At 44.0% G+C, this 21,941-nt stretch carries 17 protein-coding genes and 1 tRNA gene; 10 read left to right on the forward strand and 8 right to left on the reverse strand.

All coding sequences use genetic code 11. From position 1 onward, the window contains the following. Positions 1-5 precede the first annotated feature (5 nt). A complete protein-coding gene (locus tag AYO36_RS05480) occupies positions 6-1,676 on the forward strand; it encodes a glycoside hydrolase family 13 protein (protein WP_064299694.1) in 1,671 nt (556 codons plus the stop codon). Positions 1,677-1,869: 193 nt separating this feature from the next. On the opposite strand, the gene AYO36_RS05485 is transcribed toward AYO36_RS05480, so the two are convergent. From AYO36_RS05485 to AYO36_RS05495, 3 genes are all read right to left on the reverse strand, one after another. Next, positions 1,870-2,226, reverse strand: a complete 357-nt coding sequence (locus AYO36_RS05485; RefSeq protein WP_029341957.1) for a PilZ domain-containing protein — start codon at positions 2,224-2,226, stop codon at positions 1,870-1,872. A 59-nt stretch (positions 2,227-2,285) separates the two neighbouring features. Next, positions 2,286-2,984 (reverse strand): queuosine precursor transporter, encoded by a 699-nt coding sequence (locus AYO36_RS05490; RefSeq protein WP_064299695.1) that lies wholly within the window; start codon positions 2,982-2,984, stop codon positions 2,286-2,288. 124 nt (positions 2,985-3,108) lie between these two features. After that, complete coding sequence (locus tag AYO36_RS05495) at positions 3,109-3,591, reverse strand: GNAT family N-acetyltransferase (protein ID WP_064299696.1); 483 nt, start codon at positions 3,589-3,591, stop codon at positions 3,109-3,111. A 204-nt stretch (positions 3,592-3,795) separates the two neighbouring features. Here AYO36_RS05495 and AYO36_RS05500 point away from each other — a divergent pair, with 204 nt between their 5' ends. Beyond that, positions 3,796-4,110: a hypothetical protein gene (locus AYO36_RS05500; protein ID WP_023468579.1), complete on the forward strand. Its 315-nt coding sequence runs from the start codon at positions 3,796-3,798 to the stop codon at positions 4,108-4,110. A gap of 41 nt (positions 4,111-4,151) precedes the next feature. After that, positions 4,152-4,943, forward strand: a complete 792-nt coding sequence (locus tag AYO36_RS05505; RefSeq protein WP_231884651.1) for a class I SAM-dependent methyltransferase — start codon at positions 4,152-4,154, stop codon at positions 4,941-4,943. A gap of 55 nt (positions 4,944-4,998) precedes the next feature. Here AYO36_RS05505 and putP read toward each other — a convergent pair whose 3' ends face one another. Together putP and AYO36_RS05515 are read right to left on the reverse strand one after the other, a co-directional pair. After that, on the reverse strand, positions 4,999-6,471 hold the full coding sequence (gene putP, locus AYO36_RS05510; protein ID WP_064299697.1) for a sodium/proline symporter PutP: 1,473 nt from the start codon (positions 6,469-6,471) through the stop codon (positions 4,999-5,001). A gap of 260 nt (positions 6,472-6,731) precedes the next feature. Further along, complete coding sequence (locus AYO36_RS05515; protein ID WP_082874167.1) at positions 6,732-7,907, reverse strand: MalY/PatB family protein; 1,176 nt, start codon at positions 7,905-7,907, stop codon at positions 6,732-6,734. Positions 7,908-8,345: 438 nt separating this feature from the next. Here AYO36_RS05515 and AYO36_RS05520 point away from each other — a divergent pair. The 4 genes from AYO36_RS05520 (at position 8,346) to AYO36_RS05535 (ending at position 11,225) form a co-directional block, all read left to right on the forward strand. Then, positions 8,346-8,416: transfer RNA gene (locus AYO36_RS05520), tRNA-Thr, on the forward strand. 89 nt (positions 8,417-8,505) lie between these two features. Next, on the forward strand, positions 8,506-9,393 hold the full coding sequence (locus tag AYO36_RS05525) for a helix-turn-helix domain-containing protein (protein WP_064299698.1): 888 nt from the start codon (positions 8,506-8,508) through the stop codon (positions 9,391-9,393). 12 nt (positions 9,394-9,405) lie between these two features. Next, positions 9,406-10,302 (forward strand): helix-turn-helix domain-containing protein, encoded by an 897-nt coding sequence (locus tag AYO36_RS05530; protein WP_064299699.1) that lies wholly within the window; start codon positions 9,406-9,408, stop codon positions 10,300-10,302. A gap of 47 nt (positions 10,303-10,349) precedes the next feature. Next, positions 10,350-11,225, forward strand: coding sequence for a helix-turn-helix domain-containing protein (locus AYO36_RS05535; protein ID WP_064299700.1), 876 nt, complete (start codon positions 10,350-10,352; stop codon positions 11,223-11,225). A gap of 136 nt (positions 11,226-11,361) precedes the next feature. Here the strand turns inward: AYO36_RS05535 and AYO36_RS05540 are convergent, their stop codons facing one another. After that, positions 11,362-11,991, reverse strand: coding sequence for an FMN-dependent NADH-azoreductase (locus AYO36_RS05540; protein WP_064299701.1), 630 nt, complete (start codon positions 11,989-11,991; stop codon positions 11,362-11,364). A gap of 145 nt (positions 11,992-12,136) precedes the next feature. On the opposite strand from AYO36_RS05540, the gene AYO36_RS05545 reads away from it, so the two are divergent. After that, entirely contained in the window at positions 12,137-13,978 is a 1,842-nt protein-coding gene (locus tag AYO36_RS05545) for a putative bifunctional diguanylate cyclase/phosphodiesterase (protein ID WP_369815313.1), read from the forward strand. Between the two features lie 81 nt (positions 13,979-14,059). Here the strand turns inward: AYO36_RS05545 and AYO36_RS05550 are convergent, their stop codons facing one another. Both AYO36_RS05550 and AYO36_RS05555 read right to left on the reverse strand, forming a co-directional pair. Beyond that, a complete protein-coding gene (locus tag AYO36_RS05550) occupies positions 14,060-14,737 on the reverse strand; it encodes an amino acid ABC transporter permease (protein ID WP_064299703.1) in 678 nt (225 codons plus the stop codon). Between the two features lie 2 nt (positions 14,738-14,739). Then, positions 14,740-15,582 (reverse strand): transporter substrate-binding domain-containing protein, encoded by an 843-nt coding sequence (locus AYO36_RS05555; RefSeq protein ID WP_064299704.1) that lies wholly within the window; start codon positions 15,580-15,582, stop codon positions 14,740-14,742. Between the two features lie 294 nt (positions 15,583-15,876). Between AYO36_RS05555 and gltB the strand changes: the two genes are divergently transcribed. Beyond that, a complete protein-coding gene (gene gltB / locus AYO36_RS05560; RefSeq protein WP_064299705.1) occupies positions 15,877-20,349 on the forward strand; it encodes a glutamate synthase large subunit in 4,473 nt (1,490 codons plus the stop codon). Then, complete coding sequence (locus AYO36_RS05565) at positions 20,346-21,812, forward strand: glutamate synthase subunit beta (RefSeq protein ID WP_064299706.1); 1,467 nt, start codon at positions 20,346-20,348, stop codon at positions 21,810-21,812. The genes gltB and AYO36_RS05565 overlap by 4 nt, the downstream gene beginning before the upstream one ends. The last annotated feature ends 129 nt before the right edge of the window (positions 21,813-21,941 follow it).

The raw sequence follows: 21,941 nt of genomic DNA on the forward strand, positions 1-21,941 counted from the left end.
TGAGGATGGAACGTAAATGGTGGCATGATAGTGTCGTTTATCAAATTTACCCACGTAGTTATAATGATTCGAATGGGGATGGAATCGGTGACTTGAACGGAATCATCGAGAAGTTGGATTATTTGAAGACGCTTGGTATCGACGTCATTTGGCTAAGTCCTGTCTATGATTCACCGAACGATGATAATGGCTATGATATCCGTGATTATGAAGCCATCATGAAGGAATTCGGGACGATGGATGATTTTGATCGTCTTCTAGATGAGGCACATGCACGAGATATCAAAATCGTCATGGACCTAGTCATCAATCATTCGTCAGATGAACATCAGTGGTTCGCGGAGTCGCGTCAAAGCAAGGACAATCCATATCGGGATTATTATATGTGGCGCCCGGCAAATCCAGACGGTTCGCTACCAAACAACTGGGGATCGATTTTCTCTGGACCTGCCTGGGAATATGATGAAACAACGAATGAGTATTACTTACACTTATTCTCGAAGAAGCAGCCTGACTTGAACTGGGAAAATGAGCAGATGCGTCACGATGTGTACGGGATGATTCGTCGTTGGTTGGATCGAGGGATTGATGGTTTCCGAATGGATGTCATCAACTTGATTTCGAAGACACCCGGCTTACCAGATGCGACGGTCCATCCAGGAGCACTGTATGGAGATGGTGGAGAACATTATATCAATGGACCACGTGTCCATGAATTTTTACACGAGATGAACGAAGCTTCCTTCGGTAAATACGATGTCCTGACAGTCGGTGAGATGCCAGGAGCGACGACGGATGATGCCATTCTTTACACGGATCCGGCACGTAAAGAGGTCAACATGGTCTTTACGTTCGAACATATGGATCTCGATTCAGGTCCGAATGGGAAATGGGACGTCATTCCGTTTGATTTACTTAAACTCAAGCAAAACTTCACCAAATGGCAGACGGCCTTACATGAGACGGGCTGGAACTCGCTCTATTGGAACAACCACGATCAACCCCGCGTCGTCAGTCGATTCGGAAATGACACGACGTACCGCGTCGAGTCAGCTAAAATGCTTGCTACATTATTGCATTTGTTAAAAGGGACGCCATATATCTATCAAGGCGAGGAAATCGGCATGACGAACGTCGCTTTTGAAGACATCGCGGACTATGAAGATATCGAAATTCGGAACATGTGGAAAGAACGTACGGAACAAGGGGCATCACCGGCTGAACTACTACGTTCCATCCATATCAAAGGACGCGACAATGCGCGGACACCGATGCAGTGGGATGCGTCGGAAAACGCTGGTTTCTCAACGGGAACACCATGGTTGAAGGTCAATCCGAACTATCCGGAAATCAACGTCGAACAGGCGCTTGCAGATGAGCAATCCATCTTTTATTACTATCAACAGTTGATTCGTCTACGACATGACCATGAGCTCGTCGTCTATGGTCGCTATGAACTCTTACTCGAAGATCATCCAGAAGTATACGCCTACTCACGAACGCTTGAAGGGGAGACCTGGTATGTCTACTGTTCGTTTGCGGATCATGATGTGAATATTCCGTCTACGCATGATACGTCAGACCGGGTCATCGGAAACTATGATGGGTCCGTTGTTACCGACGAACTCACGCTTCGACCTTATGAAGCAGTCGTCTTCCGTACGTTTGAAGGTTAATTCATCTAGGCATAAAACAGAGAGCTGACTCAAAAAAAGAATGACGCGCCTTTTCACGCCGCTTCCTCAGGCGAGACACAAGACCCGGTTTCCTGCTTCATTCAAGCAGGAAAGCGGGTCTTGTTTGTCTCTGAAGCGCATAAATGCGCTGTTTCCTATAGAAGTTGCGTGAGACGCATCATTTTCTTATAAATTATCGTTCCAATTGAGCAACTTGTTTAACCTGAGCGATGATCGTATCGCGATCAGTCGTTGACGGATTGAGGCGGATGCCATACAGTCTCTCGGGACCCACTGGCTTCTCATGCAATAACTGACCTTCGATGCATAAAGGTTCTTGACCCTCGATCAATGAGAACTCAACAACGATTTTCATTGATTTGTGAAGTGGAAGTTTTAGTTCTGTGCTGATTGCTAGTCCGTTCGGTGAGATATTATGAATTTTCATCAGTCCATTGGGAGTACGCTGGTTATTTTTCAATAAATGAAATTCACCTGTTATTGGTTTTTTCAGCGTATATCGAAATGGTTCATTCCGTTTGATTTTCATGTAGGCACCTCCACTCCCATTATCCGACAATTTCGTCAAGTCTTCTAGTTTTTTTTAGGTCATGCAGCAGCGTCTGTCGATTGTTTCGTTGGGTGGATACGTTTTGCTAAATACATGAATGGTGTCGCGAACCAAGCGACAACGAATTTCGCGAGATACGTCGTAATGAAGATTTGCCACCAGATGGAGAAGGGCATATCGTGAAAGGCAATCGCACAAAACGTCAACGTATCAAGCAATTGACTTAATACGGTTGACCCTGTTGTCCGTAACCAAAGCTTACGGTCGCCTGTCTTCTGACGGATCTTTGAATAGATAAAGACATCGAATAGTTGCGAGACGAGATAAGCGGCAAGACTACCAACAGCAATCCATGGTAAGAGTCCAAACAATAAATGCAAGGAATCGGATGTTTCGAGTGCAGCCTTATCAGCAAGTGGTGTATACAAGAGACTGAACTGCATGAGAACGGTCGTCGTGATCAGGGAGAAGAACCCCATATAGACGCCTTTACGAGCGACCTGTTTTCCGTATTTTTCATTGAGAATATCTGTCGCTAGATAACAACTGCCATACACGACGTTCCCTAACGTGAAGACGAAACCAAAAATATCGACGGTTTGTGTAACTTGGATGTTTGCAATGATTGTTGCGATGGCAATCCACATCAACAATCCTGTCTTACCAAATAAATAATAACTGAAAATCAATAATCCCATCGTTAAGAAAATGGAAGGGATCCATAACCATTCGTTCATGAGATGTACTCCTTTCTGTTCATACAAATGAAAATTGTACGCTGAAATCGATCAACTGTCAAAGGTGATGAAGCGATGAGGGCATTAAAAAAGACCATGAGTTTCATGGTCTTTCGGACGGTCTTTAGCCCATTCGTTGCAGCGAGTATCGACGACGTCTTCCTTTGACGTAATAGTTCTCTGTCGATGTAAAATCATTCGCTTCTAAAATGCGTTTTGCAAACGAAGCGTGCGGTGATTGTTCAAGGACACGCGCACGTACTTCGTGACGATCTAGTACCCCAGAATACGTCAATGCTTCAGCAACTGCTTGAGTAGCTAGACCCCGACGCGTATAGGGATCAAACACCATGAAGTCGAGTTGGAAGTAGTGACCCATTTTTAAGAGCAAAACCCGCCCCACGATCGTATCCGCTTCAACGATATCAAAGTAATAATCTTCAGGATAACTGTGCTCGACGGAATCAAAAGCCCGCTCTTCTCCAAGCTCATGGTCATACCCTTTGATTTCTTGCGGAGTCAGTCCATATGCTTGCTCGCCATACTTCAAGAAATGATCGTACTCAGCTTGATCGACATGACGTAATGTTCGACGTCTCAATTCCATCACAAAATCCTCCCTCATCCCAATTGATGCTTCGTTTACATTATAGCGATACCCTCTGTGCAATTGCAAAAATTAACTGGAATCGATTCGCAGGAAGAAATCTAAAAAAAGTCATTCTGTAATCATCTTGTGATTGTTTTAATTACCTCGGAATATGGTAAAGTAATGATGTAGACAACTGCATACTGGAAGGGGCTGGAAAACGTGTTCACAGAACGTGACGGAATCAAATTGCGTCTAGAGCAAATCGAACGATTGTATTCGGACTTGAATCGTGAAGCGAAACAATTGACGGAACGCTTACGCCAATTAGATGAACAAGGGGATGAAGTTCAACATGATCTTTCCCTTAATAAAGAAGACCGCGATCATTTGAAGTCAAGCATCGATGAGACGCTTCAGGCACTCATGAAGCGGACGACGGTCGATGCAAAAGTCGAACAGGAAAAGCAAGAAGACCTGATTTCGAAAAAAGCATTGATTGAAGATATCGAAGGATTATTGAAGAAAAAGAAATGAGCTAGCTCCGGCTAGCTTATTTTTTTATGGAGGAACGCATTATGAGACCAACCATTGGACTGACGACATGTCTTCGTCCGACTGACGACGTGCATCATCGTGTAAAGCAGTTGTTAGCGGATAAGACGATACATTTTATCTACGTCGAACGCCAGAAAAAAAGCATAGAACACTTGCAACAGGAGACAGGATTACCGGTGCTTGTCGTCGATAAACAACGGCTTGATTTATATCCACTAGGCGAGGCGACATCGTTCTTTTTCCATCCTTCAAGTGCGGTGTTTCGCATCAAACAAATTGATGCAGGAGGAGGCGACCCTCTCGTTGCGATCGGACGCTTATCGGAAGGGATGTGTGTGCTTGACTGCACACTTGGTCTTGGAGCAGATGCCATCGTCATGAGTCATGCCATCGGAGAGCGGGGGCGTATCACCGGCTTAGAAAGCCGCATTGAGACAGCGTTTGTCGTCAAGAACGGATTAAAACGGTGGGAAGAATCCTACGAACCGATTAATCAAGCGATGCGACGAATTGAAGTGAAAGTCAAACACCATCTCACCTATTTGAAAGAATGTCCGGATGATTCCTTTGATGTCATCTACTTTGATCCTATGTTCGAACAGACCGTCGAAGAATCGACGCATCTCGACGCTTTACGGACGCTTGCGAATTATGAAGCTTTATCCGAGGAAGCGATGGTAGAGGCGAAGCGTGTGGCACGTCAGCGCATCGTTTTAAAAGCACATTATGAGAGTCCCTTGTTTGAACAGTTTGGGTTCGAACGAACAAAGCGGAAGACGTCGAAGTTGCATTATGGCGTGATTGAACTGTAAGTCAAAAAAGACCTCTGCCGAAACATCGGCAGAGGTCTTACTTGCTATTCGCTGATTATTGAACTGCGTCTTTTAATTCGTCTTCCATCTCTTCAAACGTTTCCTGAACGGCATTGACAGGTTGTTTCGTCATCAAGCTGACAACGACCGTAAAGATCAAGCTTGTGAAGAATCCAGGTACCATTTCATAAAGCGTCGTACTAAGTCCGAGTTGAACCCAGATGATGACAGTCAAGGCACCTGAGATAATACCAGCCAGTGCACCTTGTTTCGTCATCCGTTTCCAGTAGAGAGAAAGCAAGATGATCGGACCAAAGGCAGAACCGAATCCAGCCCATGCATAACCGACTAGTGCAAGAATCGTCGCTGACGGATTCCACGCGAGAATACTTGCGATGACGGCAACGACAAGAACGGCAATTCGACCTGTCAGGACGAGTTCTTTATCCGATGCGTCTTTTTTCAAGAACGTCTTATAAAAATCTTCTGTCAACGCACTCGAAGTAACGAGCAATTGTGATGAAATCGTCGACATGATCGCTGCAAGAATCGCAGCCATTAAGAATCCTGTGATATACGGGTGGAATAGTACATCCGAGAAACGGATGAAGACTGTTTCCGGGTCACCGAGTCCATTGCCTTGTCCTTCGAAATAAGCGATTCCGACAAGACCAGTCATCATCGCACCGATGATAGAGACGAACATCCAACCAATCCCGATGCGACGGGCACTTTTTAAATCTTTAACGGAACGAATCGCCATAAAGCGGACGATGATATGGGGTTGACCGAAGTATCCAAGTCCCCAGGCAAGGAATCCAATGATTCCAAGAATCGTCGTTCCTTTAAGTGGATCAAACAGTGTAGGATCTAAGTTTTCAGCGTAATTGTACGCACCATCGATTCCACCAACGTCTGTCAATGCGACGATCGGTACGAGAACGAGTGCGACGAACATGATACAGCCCTGGACGAAATCGGTCCAACTAACTGCGAGAAAACCGCCGAAAAGTGTGTAGGCGATTACGACCGCAATCGTCAAGAGCATACCATAGTGGTAATCAAATCCGAATGAGCTGACGAATAATTTTCCGCCAGATACGATTCCAGCTGATGTGTAAAATGTGAAGAAGATGATGATAACGAGTGCTGATACGGTACGAAGCACGCGTGATTTGTCTTCAAAGCGATTCTCTAAGAAATCAGGGATCGTAATTGAGTCGTTTGCCATTTCTGTATAGAGACGGAAACGTGGTGCGAGTACGATATAGTTTACGTAACATCCAATCAATAAACCGAGTGCGAGCCAAAGGGCTGATACACCTGTTGCATACATGGCGCCGGGAAGTCCCATGAGCATCCATCCACTCATATCCGATGCACCAGCAGAGAGTGCTGTGACACCTGGACCGAGATCGCGTCCGCCTAACATGTAATCTTCTGTATTCGTCGTTCGTTTGTAGGCAAAATAACCGATTGCCAACATGAGAACAAGATACAGGATGATCGAAATCCATTCTTGCGTCATAAAGTTAAATCCTCCAAATGCAATAGTTTTTTCAGCGATCAAGCATGTATTGACTTGTTCGCCAAATGATATGTTCCCCACCTTACAGGGGATAAAACGACTTTGCAAGTCACTTCATTTTCATGAAAAGTGCCGCCACGCCTAGTGCCTTAAGGGATTGGGACGGTTTTAGTCCCTGTTGAAGTTCATCAATTAGAAATATTCTGAATAATTAAATAAAACATAAATGATCCCAATAAATTAGGATCATTTATGTTTTATTAATTGGTCCAAAACCGTTGATATGCGGTGCTTAAACGGTCTAATGCCTGATTTAATTGTGCACGAGGACAGCCGATATTTAAACGTTCAAATGTTTCTCCACCAGACCCGAACGAAGAACCATGCGTTAAAGCGATTTTTACCTCCTTGACGAGCCAATCTGATCGTGTTTTACTATCTAGTTCGAGTGCTTTGAAGTCGATCCACAACAGGAAAGTTGCTTCTGGAATGACAACGTCTAATTTTGGCATCTCTTGGCGAATCCGACGGATGGCATGGTCACGATTTCCTTCTAAATACTTAAGTAATTGTGAGAGCCATTGTTCACTCATAGCATCACCATACGCTGCCGAAATCGCAGTCGAAGCCAATGCATTCGGATGAACGAAATGACGTTGCTGGATACGCTCGATCTGTTGACGAATCGAGATGTCAGGTACGATCAAATAAGACGCATATAGACCCGGAATATTGAACGTTTTGGATGGGGCACTCACTAAAATGAGTTTTTCATAATCCAAACCGAGAATAGGCGTGTGCATGGAACCTGTATAGACGAGGTCCGCATGAATCTCATCGGATACAAGATAAACATCATGTTGCTTCGCGAGTTCGACGATTTGTTGTAATTCTTCTCTCGGATAGACCTTACCACTTGGATTATGCGGGCTACAGAGAATCATCATACGTGCTGTTCGCATTTGCCGTTCGAGAAGTGGAAAGTCTGTCTGATACGTCTCACCGTCTAAAAGAAGCGGATTTTCAATGAGTTGTCGTTGATTAGACTGAATGATTTGATGAAATGGAGGATAGACCGGTGTCTGGATGATGATTTCATCACTCGGTTCAGTCAATGCGAGGACGGTATGCGCAAGTCCTGGAACGACACCGCTCGAGTAGAGAATGGTATCAGTAGTGATTGTGACGTCATATCGCTTTTGAAACCATTGTTGAATCGCTCGTTTTGCTTCGTCTTCAAACATCGAGTAACCGAAATGACCTGTAGCAGCACGTCTAGTCAATCGTTCTGTCAAATGGTGTGGTGGACGGACGTCCATGTCGGCGACCCACATCGGAATTAGCTCATCTGATCCATATAGCGAAGGGAGCCCGTCCCACTTGACGGATCCTGTATTTCGTTTCTCGATCGTTTCATCAAAATTGATTTGTTCCATCAGACTTCACTCCTGTTCTTCAATAGTTGAATGACTCCATTTCACCATAGCGGATAGAGAGAGTGTGGGGCAAGTCGAAAAAAATAAAGGTTTAACATTTATACGATCAGGTAATTACTAAACTCGAACCTACCATAACGAAACGGAGTGATGATCATGTTGCATTCTAAAGTAGTCGTCGGGCGATCGCCTGAGGAGTTAGAGGAGAGACTAAATGAATTTTTTGAAAATAATGGGGTCGGATCGAACGCCATCATTACATTAAAATTTTCAACATTCGTTGCGTCTAAAGCGGATGAACATTATTCAGTTTTAGTCGTCTATGATAACTCGCTAACGAAAACTACATTGTAAATTAGTGACAAGAAGTTGAGCTGAAAAGCATCGACTTCTTGTTTTGTCTTTTTTTATAAGTTATACTAGAATCAGGTTTTGCAAGCTTCCGTAGGTTAATGGCAGACCTCAGCAATGGTAATGCTGCAGTGCGAGTTCGATTCTCGCCGGAAGCATAGACACGTCTTCCGTCTCAAGTGATATATACTTGAAACGGAAGACTTTTTTCATGAGTTCGATATTTTTGATTTGAGGAGTGACCTCTATGCATCCAGTCATTCATTCTGTTGGTGATAAGATCAAGCAAGAACGAAAAAAACAAGGAATGACACAAAAAGCACTTTGTGAAGGAATTTGTAGTCAGGCTGAAATCAGTAAAATCGAAAATGGTCGAAATTCCCCAACGATTGATTTGTTACAGCAGATTTGTCGAAGACTACGCATCCCGATTTCATTGTTTTTTGAAGATGAGATCGTCTCACAAAAATTAAATGAAATTGACCAAAGAATGTTGCGCCATATGAGAGAGAAAACTTACTCAGCTATGGAGAAGGATTTAGAAGAATATGCAAAAGCAAATACTGAATTTGAAATTCAAGTGTTAATTCGATATCATCAAAAGCTGTTATTACATGAAAAAGGAAACATCGATTTTAGAACATGTATTTCTGCGTTATTAAAATTAGTCATTGAAGAAAGTTTAGTTGAAAAGTCATTTCTTCTCTACACCAGAATTCAGATGGCAATTGCTGTTTTATATACGAATCATGATGATTACACGCATTCTCATCAAATTTATGAAGCGCTATTAAAACTACCTTACCGTACACGCGAGTATAAAAAAATTAAAATGAAAATCATATATAATTACTTACGTAACTTATATCGGTTAAAGCGATTCGAGGAAGGGTTAAAAGAAGTTGAACACGCGATAAAAGAAACCAAAGAGCTAGAAGATTTAACATACATTGGTCACTTTTATTATCAAAAGGGCTTCTTTTTAGAAGCGTTAAACGCTTCCGAGAAAAGTATTAAAGAAGCGTATACAATTGCTTACTCATTTTTCACTGCGACGAATAATCACGCATACCGAAAAATTCTTGAAACACATTTATCAGATCTATTGCTATTTCCTGTAGATGAAAGTGAGTGAGGAAAGATAAAGATGGATGATTTAACTTCATCAATCGGTGAAAAAATCAAACAATTGCGTATCGAAAAGCAATTGACTCAACAAGCACTATGTGAGGGTATTTGTAGTCAAGCTGAGATTAGTAAAATCGAGAACGGCTTAAATTCACCAACCGTAGAATTATTGCAAAAAATTGCCGCTCGTTTAAATAGTCCGATTGCACTTTTATTCGAGAATCCTCAAGCTAATGAAGAAATAGATTTTTTTGATAAATTTATTTCAGATCAACTTCGAGAAGAGAATTTTGATCAAGTCACACAATTCATTTCAAAGTATGATCACAAAGAGAATATGAATTTAATCATATTAAGTGCTTACTTTCAGATCATCGTGGAGATGAAACAAAATAGATTTGATTTTAGAACAGCCACGTCCTTATTAAGTAATCTTTTAAATGAGTATGATGTTTGGAACGAATCCATTTCGTTATTCATTCGGATTAAAACGGCAATTGCAAATATATATGCTGAACATGAGTTATATCATTTAACTACAGGTACTTATTCCGATATTGAAACGCTATTAGAGCAACTTAAAACTTCCCAATATATTACTTCTTTGATAAAAATCTATTTTAATCATGCTCAAATTCTTTTATATCAAGATTTATTTGAAGAAGCGAACGTGTTTATTCAAAAAGGAATTAATTTATGCTTAGATTCTCAACAGACTTTTCTGTTAGGGCATTTTTATTTTCAATTAGGAAATTATCAAGAAGCTGTCGGTAACGCTTTATTTCAAAAGACATATACGATAGCTTATACATTGTTACACGCATTTGAATTTCAAACGACGAAACAATTAGTCGTTGACTTAAAGAAAGATTATTTATTGTTTACTTTTGAGTCTACCGTTAAACACGAAGCATGATTCAAAACACAATGTGACGTTTTAAGATATTTGGAGGATTTGATAAAATGGTTAATGCTAATCCAATTGGAGAAAACTTAAAACGATTTCGTGTTCAAAAGGGGTATTCTCAAAAAGAACTATGTGCTGATTTATGTAGTCAAGCTGAAATTAGTAAAATTGAAAACGGCTTAAATTCTCCGACTGTTGATTTATTACAACAACTTGCTGTAAGGTTGCAAGTTCCCATCTCTTTGTTGTTTCAAGAACATACCGATGAGGAAAAGTTCTTTCAACTAGATCGATTCTTATCCGATTTGCTTCGAGAAGAGAAATACAAAGAGGCGTTAGAGCGAATTCACCAGCAAGAAAAGGATAGCATTGTCGAAATCGACATTTTAAAAAGCTACATCAAGACGATCATTGACCTAAAGCAAAATCGAATCGATTTTCGGTCAGCGGCAAGCCTACTCAGCAACTTGTTGATTGAAAAAGAAGTCTGGTCTCAGTCCATTCAATTGTTCATTCGAATCAAAATGGCGATTGCGAATATGTATTCAGAGCAAGACTTATTTCATTTAACGGAATCCGTGTATCAGGAATTAGAAAATGAAATCGAAGTTCTTCAGTCCACTATCCATCTAAATTCGCTATTGAAAATTTACTTCAATCATTCTCAAATCCTTGAGTACCAAGGGAAGTCTGAGGAAAGTATTGTCATCGCAAAAAAAGGATATGAGTTATGCTTGATGCATAATCATACATTTCTCTTCGGTCATTTTTATTATCAACTCGCTCATTATAATGAACATCTAGGTGAGAAAGATACAACACTCCAAAAACAGTACTCAGTCGCCTATGCACTGTTTCATGCATTTGAACACGACGTTCGGAAAAAGATGATTCTTCGTATGAAAGAACAGTATTTATTGTTTGTACTTTAATTATAAATATGCTTATCGATGCCAAAAAATACCTTGTCGGTCTAAAAATAACCGGACAAGGTATTTAAGAGAGTCTTCAAATAGAAGATGGTCATTTCTTAGGTCACTTTTAGTATCAGCGAAGATTCTTCCCCACTTAAAACTTACGACCGAATTGTCGGCACTCTTGCAGTGCTTGTTCGATTAATTCAGAGGCACGTTCCGGGTATTGCTGATGTCCTTCGAGAATGACAGTCGATACATCATCAATTCCAAAGAATGCTAATAGATCGAGCATGTAGCGAACAGCGTGCTCACTCGATGCTTTCTCTTTTGTCGAATAATCACCACCGCGTGAATGAATCAACAGGACTTGTTTGTCTTCAACAAGTCCAATCGAACCTTCGGCCGTATAACGAAATGTTTGACCAGCTTGAGCAAGATAATCCATATAATTGTGCAGCGGTGCCGGAACCGTCAAGTTCCACATCGGAAATGAGAAGACGACCTTATCGGCATCTAAGAAACCGTTTAAATACTCCTGAAGTCGCTGTGCATGTGTCGCATCCTCTCCAGTTAATTCCTCGCCTTTAAAGAGGCGACCTGCCGCGCTCGCCAGTTTCAAATCGAAGAAGGGAAGACGTTCTTCAAATAAATTTAAAACCGTAACTGTATCATCCGGATGTGTTTCACGATACGCGTTCAAAAAGGCATCGTTCAATTCAGAGCTAATGCCTTTTTTTTGATGTGTGCTATCGTTCGCTTCGATGAATAGTAAATGTGACATAATCATTACTCCTTTCTATACCTCTCTATTCCCATTCTACTTAAAATCATGACTTCCCAATATTTTATTATTTTTAGAAAATTCAGGTTTTATTTTGGTTCTGATAAGGAAAATAAACGACAGGAACTAGAAAGAGGGGATGGCGGTGAATACACAGCGACGTTCTTCCAATAGTCTGCAATATCATCGAGAAATTCGAGCAAATTATCAGTTGTTCGGGATGATCATTTTTGTGTTGACGAGTTGTGGTGCCGTTTTATACATCGTGGCGAATATATTCAGTCGCTCCGGTTTAGATGGAGACGATTGGGTGCGAGCAATCGTCATTGCAAGTGCTGGAATCGTGCAATATTTCATCGGTAAAAGTACATTGTCGGATCGATTGAAGCCACATATGATGTCGAGTATTTTTTTATTGATTCCTTATATTTATTATCCATTCATTGATCGAGGTGTTCAGTCCGTTTGGGCATGCGCACTACTTTTTATTTTAGCGTCTCTCGTTGTTATTAACCGGACGATGTTGTTATACGCAACGAGCATCACGACGATCTCCTTACTCTATATCTGGTATCAAACCCCTTCATTAGAAAACGTTACGATGTTTGCATCTGATCATATCGCACGAATTGGACTTATCTTAATTGCGACGATCATCAGTTTATTGATCCATAATCAATACGTCACCCGTCTTGAACGTAATATTGACTACTTAGCACGTTTACAAGAACAAGCATTTACGGATACTGTGACAGGTTTGTCGAACCGTTCTTCTTTTGTCATAGAAGTGGACAAGAAAAAACGAGAAGGCGACATGATTTGTCTTGTTGATCTGGATGATTTTAAAACCGTCAATGATGCTTTTGGTTACCGGACAGGTGACCGCACTTTGCACATCATTGGTCGTCGGTTAATGAATCGCTTTCCGGATTGTACGATTGCGAAAGCGAGCGGAAGTGCTTTTTTACTGCATGCTCCAAACCATTACGATGCACGAAGCCTTTGTGACGATATTTTATCGAGTGTATCAGAGCGCGTTCAAATTGACTTTAAACAGATTAACGTCACTGCAAGTATCGGTGTTTCCTATGTAAATGACGAAACGACGGACCATGTCATTAATGATGCGGAGATTGCCTTGTTCACTGCTAAATCCAATCGGAAAAATACGTATGCAATTACAGATTTAGCGACACAAAATGAACGAAAACGGGCGCTTCAATTAACACGCGACTTATACGATGCAGAGCTGGATCGCGACTTTTTTATTTTATTTCAACCTCAGGTCAATGCAAAAACGCGTCAAATTACAGGAGTCGAAGCATTGATTCGTTGGAATCATCCGGAATATGGTCTCGTTCCGCCAAATGAGTTCATTCCACTTGCGGAGCGGACACGTTTCATTGAGACATTAGGCGTTTGGGTCATGCGTCAAGCTTGTTTCCAAGGAAAAGCATGGTTGGAAGAGGGAAAGGAGCCGTTAACGATTTCCGTGAATGTCTCACCGTGGGAATTACGTCAATCTGATTTTATGGATCGCGTATTGGGGATCTTAAAACAGTCTGGCTTCCCTCCGTCATTACTCGAAATCGAGATGACAGAACACATCTTCATTGAAGGAACAGAGCAAATCATCGAGACATTAAACGCACTTCATTTATACGGGATCCGGATTGCGCTCGATGACTTCGGAACGGGATTCTCATCGATGCAATCGTTAGTGGAGTTACCGTTCGATCAATTGAAGATTCCAAAAGAAATCGTTCAAGAAGCCATTCATTCAGAGAAGAAACGAGCAATGATCGAGACGATCATTCAGTTAGGAAAGCGATTAGATATGACAATTGTAGCTGAAGGGATTGAATTAGAAGAAGAGGCGGTATTGCTCGAGCGATTGGGATGTCATACGTTGCAAGGATATCTCTTCCATCGCCCATTACAACCAAGACAATTAGAACACTTTTTGACGATATATCGAGAAGGTTGACGACATGGTATATCAAAAAAAGAAAGTAAACAGGCGATGGACCATGTCCATCGCCTGTTTGTATAACTGTATATAAATGAATCACAGATACCGCGCAAAACGACGTTCGAGAACCTCTTGAATGACTGCGATACAGGAACAGATTCCCCAGTAAATGAACGCAACGACAAAATAGACGGTCATATAATCGAATTCGCGCCCACCGACGATTTTTGCCTTTTGAAAAATCTCAGGAACTGTAATCATGGCAGCAAGCGATGAAGCTTTAACTAGATCAAGCAGAACGTTTGAGAGTGGTGGGATGGCAATCCGGATCGCTTGTGGCAAAATGATGCCGACAAACGTCCGATACCTAGATAAACCGAGTGACGCTGCCGCCTCTTCTTGTCCACGATCAATCGATAACAAGGAGGAGCGAATGATCTCCGCCATGTACGCAGCACTGTTCAAACTAAAACCGGTGATGGCTGCTGTTAACGCGTCAAGTTGAATATTGATGACCGGCAGTCCGAAATACAACATGAACAGCAACACGAGAATCGGAACACCACGCATAAACGAGATATAAGCGCTAGCTCCGATGCGTAAAAGTCGAAGGTGAGACAGACGGCAAAGGGCAAGGATTAACCCGATTCCGAGACCAATGGCCATACTGAGCAAGGAAATCCATAGCGTCTGCCCCAGTCCACTCAAAATATAAGGAAACGATTCGACCGCCAATTCTGGATTGAAGACGGACCGCCAATCAATCGAAGACATCGTTAATTCACATCGACGATCGTCGTTTTGACGTCAGGCATTTGGGAGACATCTTTTCCGGCATAGAATTGCTTCGAAATTTCCTTTAATGTGCCATCTTCCTTCATTTTATCGAGTTGTTCGTTAATGTTGGATTGAAGTTCCTTGTTATCTAAATCCATGATTAAACCAACCTGACTTGGATTATAAGCGATATCAGGATGAATCGTAATATCGAAGTCCTTGAAGAAATCGACAGCGAGTGTTTGCAAGTAGTAATCATTCAAGATAACGTCTGTTCGACCATTTGAGACATCGCGTAGATACTGATCGTTCGTCGCGTTATCGTACGTGACTTCTTTTGCACCGAATTTTTTAGCGATTTGCATATACGTCGTTGTAGCTTCTCCGGCAGCTTTTTTCCCTTTTAAGTCTTCAAGAGACTTGATGCCTGACAAATCACTTTTACGGACGATTGCCGTACCATACGTATATTTATATGGTTTTGAGAACGCGAATTTTTCTTTACGATCATCGGTGATCGTAATGTCGTTAGCGGCAAGATCAACTTGACCCGTATTAACACTTGTCAACATACCATCGAATGACATCTCTTTGAATTTCACTTTCAAATCAAGACGTTTTGCTACTTCTTTGACGACTTCGACATCAAATCCAGTCAACTTATTGTTTTTCTCTTCATGATAAGATGTCGGAAAAAGTGTACCAGCCGTCGCGACGACGATCGTTCCTTCTTTTTGAATCTTATCATATGCGGTTGCCTTCTCCTCTTGCTGACCACATGCGCTTAATAAAATCGAGCTTCCTGCGATCAAGAGACCCGTAAATTGCATTGTTTTTTTCATCGTATTATTCCTCTCTTTATTTCCATGATCAATAACTCTTTTCATAGTTAAAAATACCACGGAATCATATGTTCGGGCAAAGTAATACGCGCACAAAGTGTAGAATTCAACCAAAAAAAATATTGAATGAATATCCAAGTTTATGTAAGCGTTATCAATGTTGATATATGGTAATTCTACCTTCGAAGGTTAAATAAAATGAAGATTATGCATAGTAGCGAATAAACATAAAAGGGTGTAAAGTATAATTTAACTGAATATACAGAAAATTAAGAAGGCAAGGAGAGTGCTACTATGACATTTCATCAATACCCTGAACAGCAGGGATTATACGACCCTCGTATGGAACATGATGCGTGCGGGATCGGGGTTTACGCACATCAAACAGGACGAGCGAGTCATGAAATCGTTGAACATGCATTGGCCATGCTTTGTCAAATGGAACACCGTGGTGGACAAGGAAGCGATGCGAAGACCGGAGACGGGGCGGGTATTTTAACGCAATTACCAGATCGTTTATTTCGTGAAACGGTTCGTCACATTTCCTTCCCTAAAAAAGGGGATTATGGCGTTTTCATGATGTTCTTACCACGTGAGGAACGAGAACGGGTGCGACTCGAACGAACGTTAGAGTCAATCATTTTGACGGAAGGACAAGACGTCTTAGGATGGCGTACCGTACCCGTCCAGTCGGAAGTGCTTGGGTCGGGTGCCCGCCGCACTGAGCCAGTCATTCGTCAATGTTTCATTGGTGCAAAGGCGATGGAAGGATTGACATTTGAACGAACACTCTTTTTGATTCGTCGCGCATTTGAACGTGAATCGGAGCAACTCGGTCTTGAACAATACGTCCTGAGTAGCTCGAGTGAAACAATCGTTTATAAGGGACTCGTGACGACGGATCAATTGCGTGCGTACTTCGATGACTTACGAGACGAACGTTATCAATCAGGATTTGGTATTGTGCATTCGCGTTTTAGTACGAATACGTTCCCAAGTTGGAAACGTGCCCATCCGAACCGTTATTTGATTCACAACGGCGAAATCAATACGTTGCAAGGAAATATTCGTGCGATGCGCGGTCGAGAACGTCGACTTGCTGAGACGACATATGGTAATCGGGCAGAGGAAGTGTTACCGATTCTAGATGAGACAGGTAGCGATTCGTCGATGCTTGATAATGCGTTTGAGTTTCTTCATCTGTCCGGACTCTCACTCGCTGAGACAGCACTGATGCTCGTACCGGAACCATTCGAACATGCTGAGATCAGACCAGCGAAGCGCGCGTATTATGAGTACCACAGTAGCATGATGGAGCCATGGGATGGTCCGTCTGCAATCGTCTTTACGAACGGAAAACAGATCGGTGCGACGCTTGACCGAAACGGTTTACGTCCAGCGCGATATGTATTGTTACGCGATGGTCACTTCATGTTGTCGTCAGAAGCAGGAGTACTCCCTCTTCGTGAACAAGACATCCTGTACAAAAAACGATTAGCACCGGGTGAACTGCTTTTACTCGACTTTGCGTCCGGTCAGTTGATCGCAGACGAAGAGATTAAACGGGAGCTAGCGACACGTCATCCCTACGCGGAGTGGCTCGCGCAAGAAGTCGTTTCCCTTTCAAGTAACGACTTCAAGGAAACACTCGTTGAACTTGGAACGAAACAACGACACTTCGGATATACGCGTGAAGATATCGATCAATACTTGATCCCGCTCGTCGAAGAACAAAAGGATCCTTTAGGTGCGATGGGGACGGATATACCGCTAGCGGTCTTAAGTGAACGCCCTCAATCCTTGTTCCGATATTTCAAGCAACTGTTCGCACAAGTCACGAATCCACCAATTGACGCGTTACGCGAAGAGATCGTCACCTCGACGCTGACATGGCTTGGTCGACAAGGGGAACTGCTGACGCCGAACCGCGCGAACTGTCGTCGTGTTCGCTTAGAGACCCCGATTCTGCGACCAGACGAATCCCATGCGCTTAAACAAAGTGGGCTTAAGCAAAAAACGATTTCGACGACGTTCACCGACTCGCTTGCAGTAGCACTCGACATGATCGTTGATGAGGCTGTGACCGCCGCACAAAACGGGTATGAATTATTGACGTTATCGGATCGTCTCGTACGCCCCGGCACCTTGCCGATGCCAATCCTCTTAGTGACGAGTGCGATTCATCATGCGCTGATCCGTAAGGGATTACGTACAAATCTCAGCTTGATCGTTGAAGGGGGAGAGATTCGTGAAGTCCACCATGTCGCGACGTTGATCGGATACGGTGCGGATGCGATTTATCCGTACCTGGCATATGCGACGCTTGAAGAAGCGGTAGGGGATCGTTTTACGGATGTAGACAAACGTTACCAAAAAGCAGTCACGGAAGGCGTCGTCAAAGTCATGTCGAAGATGGGCATTTCGACGGTCTTCAGCTACTGTGGTGCGCAAATCTTTGAAGCGGTCGGAATCGATCGTTCCGTCATCGAGCAGCATTTCACGGGTACGGTCTCTCAATTGAGCGGGATGACGCTTGAACTGATGGAAGAAGAAGTCCGACGAGCACAACAGATTGCAGATGAACGGATTCATTTAGAGTCCGGTAGTGTCTTCCGGTACCGTCAAGCGGGAGAACATCATGCCTTTAACCCAGCAACGATTCATTTGTTACAACACGCATGCCGTACGAATGATTACCGGCTTTATCAAAAGTACGCTCAACGCATTCAGGAGGAACCGGCAACGGTGCTACGACATCTGTTGACGTTCAAGGAGACGACGGCGATCCCGATCGAGGAAGTCGAGCCTGTCAGCGAAATCGTCAAATACTTCAAGACGGGTGCGATGTCCTACGGATCGTTATCAAAAGAAGCACACGAGACGCTTGCGATTGCGATGAACCGATTAGGTGGTAAGAGTAATAGTGGTGAAGGCGGTGAAGAGGAGGAACGATACGAACGGGATGAAAATGGTGACTTCCGGATGAGCCGAATCAAACAGATCGCCTCTGGTCGTTTTGGGGTGACGAGTCATTACCTCGTTCACGCGGACGAATTACAAATCAAAGTGGCACAAGGTGCGAAACCCGGTGAAGGCGGTCAATTGCCTGGTGAAAAAGTCTATCCGTGGATTGCACGGGTGCGTGCATCGACACCGGGTGTTGGATTGATTTCCCCACCTCCACACCATGATATCTATTCGATTGAAGATTTGGCCCAGTTAATTCATGACTTAAAACGTGCGAACGATCAAGCCCGGATTAGCGTCAAACTTGTCGCCAAAGGTGGCGTTGGGACGATCGCGGCTGGAGTTGCGAAGGGACTTGCCGATGTTATCGTCATCAGTGGTCATGACGGCGGCACAGGTGCCTCGCCGAAGACGAGTATTCAACATGCCGGACTGCCATGGGAACTTGGTCTTGCTGAGACGCATCAAACGTTGACATTAAACGGGTTGCGCGAGCGTGTCGTCCTTGAAACCGACGGAAAGCTATTGACTGGTCGCGACGTCATCCTCGCCGCGATGCTCGGAGCGAATGAGTATGGGTTTGCGACAGCTCCGCTCATCGCCGTCGGATGTATCATGATGCGTGCTTGTCATCTCGATACGTGTCCTGTTGGTGTCGCGACGCAAGATCCGGAGCTCCGTAAGAAATTCACGGGATCTGCCGATGACGTCGTCCATTTCATGACGTTCATTGCTGAGGAAGTACGAGAACATTTAGCGAAACTCGGTGTAAGACGGCTGCAAGATCTCGTAGGGCGTACGGATTTACTCGAACCATCGGAGCGACAACGGACGCATTGGAAAGCGAAGAGTCTTGATTTTTCGCGTCTCCTCGTCCATGTGACACACGGTCCGGCTGAACAACAACAGCATCATGTCGAGCGTTCCTTTGACGCTCGTGAAATATCGCCGTATTTGGAGGCGGCAGATTTCAGTCAGCCTCAGACACTACGTTTAATGATTCAAAATACAGACCGTGCGATTGGAACACAGACCGGTGCCATGCTGACAAGACGGTTTGGGGCACTTGGTCTGCCGACGGATCGATTGAAACTCGAACTGAATGGATCTGCCGGACAAAGTTTAGGCGCGTATTTACCACGCGGAGTAACGCTTGATGTCACGGGAGAAGCGAATGATTACGTCGGGAAAGGATTGTCCGGAGGTATCATCGCCGTTCATCCTCCACGTTCGATTTCGTTCGTCTCGTCCGATCAGTCGATCATTGGTAACGTCGCACTTTACGGGGCGACGAGTGGAGAACTCTATGTCAACGGTCAGGCAGGTGAGCGATTTGCGGTTCGAAACAGTGGAGCAGTCGCTGTCGTCGAAGGAATCGGCAACCATGGACTCGAGTATATGACCGGTGGATCCGTTGTCGTCCTTGGCGATGTCGGAAAAAACTTTGCTGCCGGTATGTCAGGTGGTGTCGCCTATGTCTTGCCGCGTCATCCTGAGCAATTTTTACAGCGCGTCAACCGCGAACTCGTTTTGACGGGACCCGTCACGCATGTCGAAGAGATTGCTCGACTGAAGACGTTCATCGAACGTCACGTTGCACGGACCGGTAGTGAGCAGGGCGATGCGATTCTAGCGAACTGGGATCATGTCATTCATTCGTTCATCCGCGTCATTCCTTCGACGTATGAGAAAGTGACGACGTTGATGGCTGATTTCGCAAAACAAGGACACAACACCGAAGAAGCGATGTTGCTCGCATTTGAGACACATCTAGGGCGCAGAACAGGAGGGGTACGATGAAACGACGCGATCAATTCATGACAGTTGCTCGTTCGGGTGGGACGGAACGACATCCAAGCGAACGGGTGGGTGACTTTAAGGAATATAAGACGGCTTTGACGGAAGCGGAAGCGAGTCAACAAGCAAGTCGATGTATGGATTGTGGCACCCCGTTTTGCCATGTAGGGGAAGTATTTGATCAAGTGAAGATTGGTTGTCCAGTCTATAACTTGATTCCAGAATGGAACTTGCTCGTAGAAGAAGGACGTTTTCAAGAGGCACTCGATCGCCTTCTTGAGACGAACAATTTCCCAGAATTCACGGGTCGTGTCTGCCCAGCGCCATGTGAAGGATCGTGTACGTTGTCGATTCATGAACCTGCGGTCGCGATCAAAGATATCGAACGGACGATCATCGACATCGGCTTTGAAAAAGGATGGGTCGTGCCCCGAATTCCAGCAATACGATCGACACGTTCGATTGCCATCGTTGGATCTGGTCCTGCCGGTCTTGCGGCTGCCGATCAGCTGAATCAAGCCGGTCACCAAGTGACGGTCTACGAGCGGGAAGATCGGATTGGCGGATTACTCACATACGGTATACCAGCCATGAAACTTGATAAAGAGGTCGTACAGCGCCGTGTTGATTTACTTGAAGCAGAAGGGATCCACTTCCGGACGAACGTCACGATCGGTGCAGATATCACTCTCGAGACACTTGAAGCGGAGTATGACGCGGTGATCTTATGTGTCGGCGCGACGGAACCGCGCAAATTAACGGAAGCGCCAACGCGTGGAGTCGGTTATGCGATGGATTATTTGACAGGGGTGACACGTCACGTGCTCTCGCAAGAACCGTTGTCTGCTGATCATGACGCAAAAGATAAAGATATTCTCGTCATCGGTGGAGGCGACACCGGAGCGGACTGTGTGGCAACAGCACTCCGTCAACGTTGTCGCTCCGTCGTCCAATTCGGTAAACATGAACAACCGGGTACGACGCGTGCAACAGGAAACATGTGGCCGGATACACCGTCACTCTACTCCATCGATTATGGGTACGCAGAAGCGTTTCAACAATTCGGTCGGGATCCTCGTGAATACTTGATCGCGATCAAGCGATTCACAACAAGTGAATCGGGTCAAGTCACGGGTGTCTGGACGATTCAGACAACGAAAACAAAAAATGAATCGGGAGCAGTGATCTTCGAGGAGATCGAAGGGAGCGATCGTTACTTCCCGGTCGATCAAGTCTGGATCGCCATCGGATTCAGTGGTGTCGAAGAGAATGTACTCGAACATTTAGCGGTCGCCTCGGAACGAGGGAAAATCAAGACGACGCGTTACGCGACGAACCGGCCAGGCGTATTTGCCGCAGGTGACGCAAGACGGGGTCAATCATTGATCGTCTGGGCGATTCGCGAAGGTCGTGAAGTAGCGGAAGCCGTCGGACAATATTTAAAAGCAATGCAACAAACAGGCTAAATCACATAGCCTGGATTTCTGACATCATCAGAAATCCAGGCTTTTTTGTGTTTGGCATAGAAAGCTGCCAGTTCAAAAATAACTATTGATTTTGTTTCAAGGTGAAACACCGAAAATATTTCTGCTATT

Origin of the sequence: Exiguobacterium sp. KKBO11 (genome assembly GCF_001644945.1) — a bacterium.
GTDB classification, from domain to species: Bacteria; Bacillota; Bacilli; order Exiguobacteriales; family Exiguobacteriaceae; genus Exiguobacterium_A; species Exiguobacterium_A abrahamii.